Here is an 11677-nt window from a genome sequence, read left to right as displayed (position 1 = left end):
ATAGTATATCGGGGGGGGGGGGGGAGGGAGGGGGGGGGGAGGAGCAAGGGGAAGATAGGGGGGGGGTGGGGGGGTGGCGACTCCCCCCCCCCCCCCCCCCCCCGGCCCGGGGGTACGGCTGCGGCGCTCAGCCCTGCGACGCGATCCACTCGTTCACGCGACGCTCGGCCTCCTCGGGCGAGACGTCCTCGACGCGCGTGAGGATCGCCCAGCGGTGGCCGAACGGGTCGTGCACCGCACCGAAGCGGTCGCCCGTGACGAACGTCGACGGCTCCTCGAACGGGGTGGCGCCCGCCTCGACGGCCGCCGCCCACACCGCGTCGACGTCGGCGCAGTACAGGACGTAGGAGTGGTCGCGGCCCTCGCCGCCCCGCGGCGCGACGAGCCCGGCGCCCGGGCTGGGGTCGCTGAGCTGGAGCCGGCCGTTGCCGAGGTCGAGCTCGGCGTGCGCGACGGTGCCGTCCGCGTTGTCGTTCCGCGAGACCAGCGTCGCGCCGAACACACGCGTGTAGAAGTCGATCGCCCGCTCGGCGCCGTCCACGACGAGGAACGGCGTGAGCGAGGTGTATCCGGGCGGGACGGGTGCGACGGGTGGCTGCCCGGCCGGCCCGGTGCCCGCGGCGGTGGTGCTCTCGGTGGTCTGGGTGCTCTCGGTCATGTCCCCGATCCTGCCTACGGTGGTCCCATGGCGTCTTGGACAGAGGCGACACGCGACGAGGTCGTCGGGTCACGGGTACCCGCGGCTCCCCCGGCCCGCGGCCTCCTGCACCCCGAGCTCGTCGGCCCCGTGTTCCGCCTCGGGCGCTACCCGGCGGCGCCCGAGGTCGACGAGCTCGTCGAGCACTACTGGGCGGTCGAGTGGGACCTCCCGACCGAGCGCACGCAGCCGTCCGGCGTCCTCTCGCACCCGGCGCTGCACCTGACCGTCGAGGACGCGGACTCCCCGCAGCACGGCGTCGCGATGCCCGCCGCCCTGGTGCACGGCGTCCTGACCCGCCGTTTCGAGATCACCCTGCGCGGCAGCGGACGGGTGATCGGCGCCAAGCTCCGCCCGGGTGCGCTCACGGCGCTCACGGGCGCCCCGGCGCACCCGCTGTCGGACCGCGTCGTCCTCGCGCGCGAGCTCTGGCCGGACGCGGACGCGCTGCGCGACGAGGTCCTCGCGACCGCGCGCGACGAGGACAGGTGCGCGGTGCTCGACGCGTTCCTCGCCGCCCGCCTCCCCGCCGCCCCGGACCCGCGCGGCGCGACCGCCCGCGAGGTCGTCGCGCACGTCATGGCGGACCGGTCGCTCACGCGCGTCGACCAGGTCGCGGCCGCGCACGGACTCACCGTCCGCACGCTCCAGCGCCTCACGCGTGAGCACGTGGGCGTGAGCGCGAAGTGGCTGATCCGCCGCGGCCGCCTGCAGGATGCCGTCGCCGACCTCCAGGCCGACCCGGGCACGGACCTCGGTGCGCTCGCGGTGCGGCTCGGGTGGTACGACCAGGCGCACCTGACCCGTGACTTCACCGCGGCGGTCGGCGTGAGCCCGGCCCGGTACGCGCGCAGCCTGCGCCCGGCGACGCCGCCCCCGGGGTGACCGCGCGGCCGCGCCACCGTGCGGACGCGCCGCCGTGCGGACGTGCGGACGTGCGGACGTGCGGACGTGCGGACGTGCGGAGGGTGATGCCCGCCGCGGGACGCGCTGCTCAGTCGCCCGCAGGCGGACCGGCGGCTGCGGCGATCTGCTCGACCACAGCAGCGTCGTAGAAGAACACCTCGGTGCCGTCCTGCGCGTGGGGCGCGACGTGGAACGTGGCGTGCAGCGACCCGTCGGGCCCGAGCTCGACGAGCGCCGCACCCGAGCCCCGCACCGCGCGCTCCGCACCCGGGGTCACGAAGGTGTCGGTCCGGTTCGCGACGCCCGGCGCGACCACGACGGGCCGCCCGGCGAACACCCCCGTCATCGGGTGGTGGTAGTGCCCGGCGAGCACGACGCGCACGTCGCTGCCCGCGAGCGCCGCGGCGAGCTCGTCGAGGCCGCGCAGCCGGAGGACGTGGTGCAGACGGGTCACCGGGGGCAGCGGCGGGTGGTGGACCACGAGCACCGTGCCTCGCGGCGCCGGGGTGAGCAGCTCGTCGCGCAGCCGGTCGAGCTGCGCCGCGTCCAGCCGCCCGTAGCCCGCACCGGGCACCGAGCTGTCGAGCGTGACGAGGCGGAGGCCGCCGACCCAGGACACGCCGTCGACCGGCTCGTCCGGGTCGACCGGGGCGACCGGGTCCCTGCTCGCCGCACCGCCCGTCGCCCGCACTCCCGCCACCCCGGCCCGCGCGTCCCCGCCCTGCCCGTCCCCGCCCCACCCGTCGCCCAGGTGCCCGTCCCCGAGCACCTGGCGGAACGGCCCGCGCTGGTCGTGGTTGCCCGGGGCGAGGACGACCCGGGCCCCGCGCGCGAGCGCCCACCCGCCCACGACGTCCCGGGCCGCCTCGTACGACGCGACGCTGCCGTCGTCGGACACGTCGCCCGAGACCACGACCACGTCAGGCGGCGGGAGCACCGCGCACGCGTCCAGCACCCGGCGGGTCGCCGCGAGCGTGTCCACGGCGCCGTGGTGCAGGACGCCGGGCGCGGACAGGTGGGTGTCCGACAGGTGCAGGATCCGCAGCGGCTGCTCGGTGGAGGTCATGCTGGATTCTCCCGGGTGACGAGGCCAGGATGGGACGCAGGCGCCCTGGTGCCCGGGGCGCCGGTCCGCACGGCCGACGGAGGCCCTCATGGGACAGGACGCGACGGAGACCGCTGACCTCCCGCCGGTGGTCACGATCTTCGAGCAGTACGGCGCCGGGGCCGACGAGGTCGGGCGGGCCGTCGCCGACGCGCTCGGCGTCCCGTTCCACGCGCAGGCCTTCGCCTCGGAGGAGCTCGAGGGCGCTGCGTCGACGGCGACGGCGACGGCGACGGAGCAGGGCGCGGTGCTCGCGCGGGTGTACGGGGTGCTCGGCGGCGCGTACGGCGGGCTCGAGGGCCGGGACGTCGCGACGACGCAGCGCGAGAAGCACGACCTCGTCATCGCGAACAACGACGCGGTGTGGGAGATGGCGGACCGGGGCGGGGTGATCGTCGGGCGCAACGGCGCGGTGGTCCTCGCCCAGCGGCCGCGCACGGTGCACGTGCTGCTCACCGGCGCGGTCGAGGACCGCGTCGAGCGCGCCGCCCGCGCCGCGGGCATCCCCCGTGAGCGTGCGGCCGCCCGTCAGCGGGTCGAGGACCGGGTGCGCGCGGAGATGTCGCTCGCCCTGTACGGGTGGGACCCCCGGCTCCCGGACCGGTACGACCTCGTCGTCAACACGAGCCGCATCCCGCTCGAGCGCGCGGTGTCGACCATCGTGCACACCGCGCGCGGGGAGCCGGCCTAGCGACCGTCGGCGGCCAGCAGGGCGAGGGCGTCCTCGGGGGCGGCGAGGCGCACGTCCGCGGGCTCGTCCGCCCGGTACAGGTGCCCCCACGTGGCGGCCGCACCGCGCGCACCGGCGGACCGGGCGGCCCGCAGGTCGGTGGGCGCGTCGCCGATGTACACGACCTCGGCCGGGTCGACCGACAGCCGGCGCGCCGCCTCCAGGACCCCGTCCGGTGCGGGCTTCGGGCGGGCGACGTGGTCCCCGCCGACGAGGATGTCGGGCCGGACTCCGGCGGAGGCCAGCAGCGTGCGCGCGGCCCGGCTGCTGGCGCCGGTGAAGACGACGACCGGGACGCCCCGGTCCCGGAGTACCCCCAGCGTGCGCAGGACGCCGTCGTAGGCCGTGACGCTGCTGCCGAGCAGGCGGTCGTAGTAGAGGTCGACCTCGCTGTCGTTCAGCGTCCTCCCGACGAGGTGCTCGAGCATGACCTCGGGCACGCCGAGCGAGTACGCCGCGACGACCCTCTCGCGGTCGACGTCGTCGACGCCGAGCTCGCGCACCGTGGCGACGAACGCGTCGGGGACGACGGCCGTGGAGTCGAGCAGGGTCCCGTCCATGTCCCAGACCAGGTGCGTCATGACGCGAGCCTACGGAGCGGGCGGCCGCGGACCCGAGCAGCGTGGCCGCGGACCCGAGCAGGGCGGCCGCGGACCCGAGCAGGGCCGCTGCGGCGGGAGCCCGCCACCCAGGTCGTCGCGGAGCTCGCGGACCCACCGGGCGCCTGACGCAGCCCCTCACCCGGCGCGCACGACGACGGCCGGGCGGTCGTCCGCCCGGCCGTCGCCCCGCCCGTCCCCCTGGCCGGGCGGCCTCCGCTCAGACCTCGCTGGCTGGGCGGGTGCGCGCGCCGCCCTCCCGGCGCGCGCGCTCGTCGGCCTCCCACTGCGCGTGGTCGACCGCGTACCTGGTGTGCGCGTCGGCGTCGCGCTGGGCCCGCCGGGCGGCGATCTCGGCGACGATCTTCTGGAACACGGCGTCCGTGAGCGGGTAGAACGCCATGATCAGCAGCGAGATCGCGATGAAGCCGGCGACGAGAGCGCCGGACCACATCTGGATGCCCTCGATCGTCGCGTCGGTCTGGAGCAGCCCCTCGGTGGCGCGCTGCGAGCTGAACGCGGCGATCCCGAGCGCGTACGCACCGGCTGCCCCGCCGATGGCCTGGCCCATCTTGCGGGTGAAGGAGAACAGCGCGTACGTGGTCCCCTCGGTCCGCACGCCCGTCTTCCACTCGCCGTACTCGACGGTGTCGGCCTCGAGGGCCCACATCAGGGTGTTCACGCCACCCATGCCGATCCCGACGACGAAGAACCCGACGACCGCGACGAAGGGCACGGACGGTGGTGCGACCGCGAGCAGCACCCCGGCGAGGATCCCGACGACGCCGAGGAAGAGGAAGCCGTTCTTCTTGCCGAACCGGGCCACGATCCGGGGGATGAACGACGCGACGAGGAAGGTGCCGGCGGCCTGGGCCAGGGCGTTCCACGCGATGTACTGCGCGTCCTGGAGCACGTAGATCGCGTAGTAGGCGGCGAGCGTGCTGAGGGCGGTCAGGCCGGTGAGGAACGCGAGGCTCCCGCCGCACAGCCACAGCAGGGGCTTGTTGCGGCGCAGCGTGCCGATGCTCTCGCGGAGGGTCGGGGCCGCGACGTCGCGCTGGACCTGCTCCTTGACCGTCATGACCGTGTACAGGTACAGCACCATGCCGAGCACCACGAAGATCCCGGTCGTGACGAAGAGCGAGCTCTGCAGGCCCTCGGGGTCGCCCGTGAACCGCTTGATCTGCGGCGCGACGACGAACGACAGCATGAGGATCGTGATGTTGGAGCCCCACACGCGCCACGACGCGAGCTTGGCGCGCTCGGTCGGGACCTGGGTCATCGCCGGGGCGATCGAGCCGTACGGGATGTTGACGAGGCTGTAGAGGGTGCCCATCAGCGCGTAGGTGACGTAGGCGTACAGCAGCGCCGACGTCTGGCCCATGTCGGGGAAGAACGTCTTCGCGGAGAAGATCGCCATGCTCGACAGCAGCAGCGGCAGCGAGAAGACGAGGATGAAGGGGCGGAACTTGCCGAGGCGCCCGGGCTTCTTCGCGTCCACGAGCCGGCCGGCGACGAGGTCCGCGAGGGCGTCCCAGAAGCGGATGAGCAGGAACATCGTGCCGATGGCGGCAGCGCCGAGGCCGACGACGTTCGTGTAGTACAGCAGCAGGAACGCCGACGACATCGAGAACGCGAGGTTGTTCGCGGCGTCCCCGGCGGCGTAGCCGGAGTAGTTGCGCCACGTCAGCCTCGTCGGGGCCACGGCGGCGGCGGGGGCGGCCGGCTCAGAGACGACGATCATGAGGTTCTCCTAGGGTGGCCGGCGCTGTGGCCGGATCGGTATGAGTACGAGTCAGGCACCGGGGGCCGCGGTCGAGCAATCGGTTGCCACGAGTTGCTGGCGCCGCCCGCCTGCCGGTCGGTCGCCGCGGGCTCACGGGCCGGAGGCACGGGGCCCGGCCGCCGGTGGGCCGGGGTGACACCGCAGGTGACGCGCGCAGGGACGGTCCCGGGGGCAGCGACAGCACGCCCGGCGGCCACGCGGCGCACGGCCGGGCGGCAACAGGCGACAACCGATTGCCGGGCCGCGCCGGGCGTCCCGACGATGAGGCCATGGCCAACCTCACCCTGGACCCCGACCGGCTCCTGCCGGCGGACGCCGCGATCCGTCCGGTCGCGCGGGAGCTCTACGACGCCGTGCGGGAGCTGCCGATCATCTCCCCGCACGGGCACGTGCCCCCGCAGTGGCTCGCGGACGACGTCCCGTTCGCCGACCCGACGTCGCTCCTCATCACCCCGGACCACTACGTGACCCGGATGCTGCACGCGCAGGGCGTCCCGCTCGCCGACCTGGGCGTCGGGCAGGGCCAGCTCAGCCCCGAGGCGTCCCGTGCGGCCTTCCGTCTGCTGTGCGCGCACTGGTCCGCGTACCGCGGGACCCCGGTGAAGCTGTGGTTCGAGTCGGAGCTCGCGGAGGTGTTCGGCCTCGACCTCGCGCCCTCGGCGGAGACGGCCGACGCGCTGTACGACGCGATCGCCGAGAAGATCGCGACGCCCGCGTTCCGGCCCCGCGCGCTGTACGAGCGGTTCGGCATCGAGGTCCTGGCGACGACCGACGACCCGGCGGACGACCTGCGCCACCACGAGAAGCTCACCGCGGACCCCACGTGGCACGGACGCGTCGCACCGACGTTCCGCCCCGACAAGTACCTCGAGCCCGCGACGCCGGCGTGGAACGGGCTCGTCGACCGGCTCGGCGAGGTCTCCGGCGTCGACACCGGCACCTACGCGGGCTGGGTCGCGGCGATGGAGGACCGCCGGGCCTGGTTCGCGGCGCACGGTGCGACGTCGAGCGACCACTCGCACCGCGACGCGCGCATGGAGCCGCTGCCCGTCGCCGAGGCCGAGCGCCTCTATGCCGCCGCCCGCTCCGGCGCGATCACGTGCAGCGAGGGCGACGCCCTGCGGCGCGACCTCATGTTCCAGATGGCCCGCATGGCGTCGGAGGACGGGCTGGTCATGACGCTGCACCCCGCGGTGCACCGCAACCACCACGCCCCGACCTTCGACCGCTACGGCGCCGACGTCGGCGCCGACATCCCCGTCGCCGTCGAGTTCACGGACGCGCTGCAGCCCGTGCTCAGCGCGTTCGGGACGTCGCCCGGCTTCCAGCTCGTGCTGTTCACGATCGACGAGACCGTCTACTCGCGCGAGCTCGCGCCCCTCGCCGGCTTCTACCCGTCGGTGTACGTCGGTGCGCCGTGGTGGTTCATCGACTCGCCCGAGGCGATGGGCCGGTTCCGCGGCGCGGTCACGGAGTCGGCCGGGTTCACCAAGACGTCGGGGTTCATCGACGACACGCGCGCGTTCCTGTCGATCCCGGCACGGCACGACGTCAACCGGCGGATGGACTCCGCCTTCCTCGCGAGGCTCGTCGCCGACCACCGGCTGACGCTCGACGAGGCGCTCGACACGGCGGTCGACCTCGTCGTGACCAACCCCAGGAAGGCCTTCCGACTGTGAGCGCCACGACCGCCACCGGCACCTCCACCGTCCCCGTCCTGTCGCGCGCCGGCCACGGCCGCCCCGCCGCGCCGGTCCGCATCGTGCACCTCGGGCTCGGCAACTTCTTCCGTGCGCACCAGGCCTGGTACACCGAGCACGCGCCCGACGCCGACGCGTGGGGCATCGCGGCCTTCACCGGGCGGTCCGCCGCGGCGGCGGAGGCCCTGGCGCCGCAGGACGGCCTCTACACGCTGGTCACGCGCGCGGCCGGCGGCGACACGTTCGAGGTCGTGTCGTCGGTCTCGGCGGTGCACGCGGCGGCCGACCACGAGGCGTGGCTCGGCTACTGGGCGGCACCCGAGACCGCCGTCGTGACGCTCACGGTCACCGAGGCCGGCTACCTGCGGGACGACGACGGCGGGCTCGACGTGACGCGCGACGACGTGCGCGCGGACGTCTCGGCGCTCGGCAGCGACCCCCGTGCCGCGGTCACCACGACGCCCGGGCGGATCGTCGCCGGGTACCTCGCGCGCCGCGCCGCGGGCGCCGGCCCGCTCGCCGTCCTGCCGTGCGACAACCTGCCCGAGAACGGCCCCGCGCTGCAGCGCGTCGTCGACGACCTGATCGACGCCGTCGACCCCTCGCTCGCGGCGTGGGCCCGGGAGAACGTCGCGATCGGCACGACGATGGTCGACCGGATCACGCCCGCGACGACCGACGAGAACCGGGACGCGGTGCGCGCGGCCCTCGGTGTCGAGGACGCGTCCCCGGTGCCGACCGAGCCGTTCTCCGAGTGGGTCGTCGCCGGCCGGTTCCCGAACGGGCGCCCCGCCTGGGAGTCGGCGGGCGCGACGATGGTCGACGACGTGCTCCCCTTCGAGCAGCGCAAGCTCTGGCTGCTCAACGGCTCCCACTCGCTGCTCGCGTACGCCGGCTCGGCGCGCGGCCACGAGACCGTCGCCGACGCGGTCGCCGACCCGGTGCTGCGGCAGTGGGTCGAGGACTGGTGGGACGAGGCCGCGCGGCACCTCACGCTCCCCGCGGAGGACGTCGCGGACTACCGGCGGGCCCTCGTCGAGCGCTTCACCAACCCCCGGATCAAGCACGTGCTCGCGCAGATCGCGGGCGACGGGTCGCAGAAGATCCCGGTGCGCATCGTCCCGACGCTGCGCGCCGAGCTCGCCGCCGGGCGCGTGCCGACCGGCGCGGCGCGGGCCGTCGCCGCGTGGACTTGCCACCTGCGCGGGCTCGGGGCCCCGGTCAAGGACGCCCGCGCGGACCAGCTGCGCGCCCTCGGCCGGGGGTCCCTCGCGGAGTCGGTCGACGCCGTGCTCGGCTACCTCGGTCCCGACCTCGCCGCCGACGCGGGGCTGCGCGCCACGGTGCTCGCCGCCGCCGAGGAGCTCACGGCCGGGGCGGGCGCCGCGCGCTGACCGCGCGGGTCAGACCAGGCCGGCCTCGTGCACGCAGATCGCGATCTGCACCCGGTTCTCGACGCCGAGCTTCGCGAACAGGCGCCCGACGTGCGACTTCACCGTCGCGACGCTCATGTACAGCTCCGCGGCGATCTCGGCGTTCGACAGCCCCCGGCCGATCCCCACGGCGACCTCGCGCTCACGCTCGCTCAGCACCTCGAGCCGCCCCTCGGCCGCACGGTTGCGACCCGGCGGGCTCTCCGCCCGGACCGTCGCGATGAGCTGGGCGGTGACGCTCGGCGAGAGGATCGGCCGGCCCGCGGCGACCGCGCGCACCGCGCCGACGAGCTCCTCGGGCGGGGTGTCCTTCAGCAGGAACCCGACGGCCCCGAGCCGCAGCGCGCTCACCACCATGTCGTCGGTGTCGAACGTGGTGAGCACCACGACGCGCGCGTCGGGGTCCGCGGCGAGCAGGCGCTCGGTGGCCGCGAGCCCGTCGAGGCGGGGCATCCGGATGTCCATGAGCACGACGTCGGGCCGCTCGGTGCGCGCGAGCTCGACGGCCTGGAGCCCGTCCGCCGCCTCGCCGACGATGACGAGCCCGGGGTCGCCGCCGAGGATGAGGCGCAGCCCGGCCCGCACGAGGGCGTCGTCGTCGACCACGAGCAGCCGGACCACCGGCAGCGCCGCGCTCACGCCGGCCACGGCAGCCACGCCTGCACCGCGAAGTGCCCGCGCTCGACGGCGGTGGTGAGCTCGCCGCCCGCGAGCTTGGCGCGCTCGGACAGCCCCGCGAGGCCGACCCCGGGCGGCGGGCCGCCGGTGCCGTGCGCCGCGAGCGGCACCGGGTTGCGGGCGCTGAGCACGAGGCGCTCCCCGGGGCGTCCGCCGATCTCGAGACGCACCGGGAGCCCGGGGGCGTGCTTGCGCGCGTTCGTGAGGGCCTCCTGGAGGATGCGGTAGGCGCTGCGGCTCGTGCTCTCGGGTAGCGCACCGAGATCGCCCTCGGCCGCGCCGCGGCTCGACAGGGTCAGCGCGCACGTCACCGGGTTGCCGGCGGCGCGCGCCTCGTCGATGAGCTCCGGCAGGGCCGCGAGCGTGGGCTGAGGTCGCTCGGGCGGGGCGCCGGGCTCGCCGTCGCGCAGGACGCCGAGCACCTCCCGCAGCTCGGCGAGAGCGAGCTGCGCGTTGTCGCGGATGACCTCGGCCGTCTCGACGGTCTGCTCGCGCGTCAGGTCGTCGCGGTACACGAGCCCGCCCGAGTGCATGGCGACGAGCGAGATGCGGTGCGCGAGCACGTCGTGCATCTCGCGGGCGATCCGGCCACGCTCCGCGGTGCGGGCCTGGTCGACGCGCGCCGCCTGCTCGCGCTCGGCGGTCATCGCCCGCAGCTCGAGGCTCGCGAGCAGCTCCCGCTGGCCGCCGATGTAGAAGCCGATCGCGACGCACAGGACGTAGACGAACCCGCCGATCAGCGCGGTCGCCCACCAGGGCACGGGATGGGCCGGCCGGTAGACGAGGTCGTACACGTAGCCGGCGCCGAGCCAGACGACCGCGACCGGCAGCACCTCACGCACCCAGCGCCGCCGGGTCGCGAGCGAGATCACGATGACGGCGACGGCGCCGGCGCTCACTGCGGAGACGCTGCCGACGAGCGTCGCGAGCAGCGCGACGAGGAGCGGCGACCTCCGGCGGAAGAAGAGCAGCACGAGGCACACCAGCCCGGCTGCGAGGTCGAGCAGCACGAGCGCGTCACGCTGCGGCGGGAGGCTCTCGAGCGACAGGCCCAGCGCGACGAAGCCGGAGAGCACCGCGAGGAGCACGCGCCACGTCGTCCCCCACGCGCTGACGGGCGGCGGGGTGAAGGGCTGACCGGCGGGCATGCAGGCAGCGTAGGTCGGGTGCGCCGTCGCGGGAATCCGCCCCAGGTCGAGGCGTCGGCGGCCGTGCCCCGACCTGGGTCGACGCGCACCGGACGGTCGAGGAGGTGGTCAGCCGTCGAGCCCGGCGATGGCCCGCAGGGCGGCGACGTGCCGCGCGTACGCCGCGGCCCCGTCGGGCGACAGCGAGAGCCAGGTGCAGGGCCGGCGCCCGACGCGGCCCTTCTCGACCTCGACGTAGCCGGCCTTCTCGAGCAGCGCGACCTGCTTGGACAGCATCGGGGTCGTGATCTCGACGCTGTCGCGCACCGCGCCGAACTCGGCCTTGAGCACCCCGGACAGCGCCGCGACGACCGAGAACCGGACCGCGTGGGTCAGGAGCTCGTCGAGGTCGCGCCGCGGGTGGGTCGGGCCCGGGGCCTCGCTGGACGCACCGGCGGAGGGCTCGGCCGGGCTCATGCGCGGCGCTCCCGCACGGCACCGACGAGCATCGGCAGCGCGACGACGGCCCCCGCGGCCAGCCAGTACGCGGTGCCGCCGTCGGGCCGGGCCACGCCGCACGCGATCGCGACCGCGTACAGCATGAAGCTCAGCGCCCAGTACCGCGAGGTGCGCTCGCGGGCACCGGCGAGGTGGGCCGTGCGACGGCGCTCCCACCAGGCGGTGACCGCGACGAGCACGCCCCATGCCGCGAACACCGCCACACCGAGGAGCTTCGACTCGACGAGGCCTATGGTCGCGGTGACGGCCCCCAGCCCGAGGCCGAGGACGGCGAGCTTGGTCGACGCCCAGCGGGCGCGGGTGCGGAGCCGGTCGGAGGTGCGGGCGGCGTCGACGAGGGCCTCGCGGGCTGCCTCGGGGGTCATGTCGGTCATGGGTGCCATCTTGGCAATCAGTT

The 11677-nt window shown here is 75.3% G+C and carries 12 protein-coding genes; 4 read left to right on the top strand and 8 right to left on the bottom strand.

What is annotated here, in order from left to right; genetic code table 11:
• Positions 1-127: 127 nt before the first annotated feature.
• A complete protein-coding gene (locus tag ACWFNE_RS13150; RefSeq protein WP_452122880.1) occupies positions 128-658 on the bottom strand; it encodes a VOC family protein in 531 nt (176 codons plus the stop codon).
• 27 nt (positions 659-685) lie between these two features.
• On the opposite strand from ACWFNE_RS13150, the gene ACWFNE_RS13145 reads away from it, so the two are divergent.
• Positions 686-1582, top strand: coding sequence for an AraC family transcriptional regulator (locus tag ACWFNE_RS13145; RefSeq protein ID WP_452122879.1), 897 nt, complete (start codon positions 686-688; stop codon positions 1580-1582).
• 109 nt (positions 1583-1691) lie between these two features.
• Here the strand turns inward: ACWFNE_RS13145 and ACWFNE_RS13140 are convergent, their stop codons facing one another.
• A complete protein-coding gene (locus ACWFNE_RS13140; RefSeq protein ID WP_452122878.1) occupies positions 1692-2669 on the bottom strand; it encodes a metallophosphoesterase in 978 nt (325 codons plus the stop codon).
• Positions 2670-2757: 88 nt separating this feature from the next.
• Between ACWFNE_RS13140 and ACWFNE_RS13135 the strand changes: the two genes are divergently transcribed.
• Positions 2758-3399, top strand: a complete 642-nt coding sequence (locus ACWFNE_RS13135; protein ID WP_452122877.1) for a cytidylate kinase-like family protein — start codon at positions 2758-2760, stop codon at positions 3397-3399.
• Here ACWFNE_RS13135 and ACWFNE_RS13130 read toward each other — a convergent pair.
• Both ACWFNE_RS13130 and ACWFNE_RS13125 read right to left on the bottom strand, forming a co-directional pair.
• On the bottom strand, positions 3396-4019 hold the full coding sequence (locus ACWFNE_RS13130) for an HAD family hydrolase (RefSeq protein ID WP_452122876.1): 624 nt from the start codon (positions 4017-4019) through the stop codon (positions 3396-3398). The genes ACWFNE_RS13135 and ACWFNE_RS13130 overlap by 4 nt on opposite strands.
• A 238-nt stretch (positions 4020-4257) precedes the next feature.
• Entirely contained in the window at positions 4258-5781 is a 1524-nt protein-coding gene (locus ACWFNE_RS13125; protein WP_452122875.1) for a glycoside-pentoside-hexuronide (GPH):cation symporter, read from the bottom strand.
• Between the two features lie 311 nt (positions 5782-6092).
• Between ACWFNE_RS13125 and uxaC the strand changes: the two genes are divergently transcribed.
• Both uxaC and ACWFNE_RS13115 read left to right on the top strand, forming a co-directional pair.
• Positions 6093-7502, top strand: a complete 1410-nt coding sequence (uxaC, locus tag ACWFNE_RS13120) for a glucuronate isomerase (protein WP_452122874.1) — start codon at positions 6093-6095, stop codon at positions 7500-7502.
• On the top strand, positions 7499-8917 hold the full coding sequence (locus ACWFNE_RS13115) for a mannitol dehydrogenase family protein (RefSeq protein ID WP_452122873.1): 1419 nt from the start codon (positions 7499-7501) through the stop codon (positions 8915-8917). The genes uxaC and ACWFNE_RS13115 overlap by 4 nt, the downstream gene beginning before the upstream one ends.
• A 9-nt stretch (positions 8918-8926) precedes the next feature.
• Here ACWFNE_RS13115 and ACWFNE_RS13110 read toward each other — a convergent pair whose 3' ends face one another.
• The 4 genes from ACWFNE_RS13110 to ACWFNE_RS13095 form a co-directional block, all read right to left on the bottom strand.
• Positions 8927-9604 (bottom strand): response regulator, encoded by a 678-nt coding sequence (locus ACWFNE_RS13110; protein ID WP_452123120.1) that lies wholly within the window; start codon positions 9602-9604, stop codon positions 8927-8929.
• Positions 9592-10782 (bottom strand): sensor histidine kinase, encoded by a 1191-nt coding sequence (locus tag ACWFNE_RS13105; RefSeq protein ID WP_452122872.1) that lies wholly within the window; start codon positions 10780-10782, stop codon positions 9592-9594. Before ACWFNE_RS13105 ends, ACWFNE_RS13110 begins: the two co-directional genes overlap by 13 nt.
• A gap of 108 nt (positions 10783-10890) precedes the next feature.
• Positions 10891-11238, bottom strand: coding sequence for a transcriptional regulator (locus tag ACWFNE_RS13100; RefSeq protein WP_452122871.1), 348 nt, complete (start codon positions 11236-11238; stop codon positions 10891-10893).
• A complete protein-coding gene (locus ACWFNE_RS13095; protein WP_452122870.1) occupies positions 11235-11654 on the bottom strand; it encodes a hypothetical protein in 420 nt (139 codons plus the stop codon). The genes ACWFNE_RS13100 and ACWFNE_RS13095 overlap by 4 nt, the downstream gene beginning before the upstream one ends.
• Positions 11655-11677 lie beyond the last annotated feature (23 nt).

The organism is Cellulomonas sp. NPDC055163 (assembly GCF_053607065.1).
This window is presented reverse-complemented; position numbering and strand designations above follow the sequence as displayed.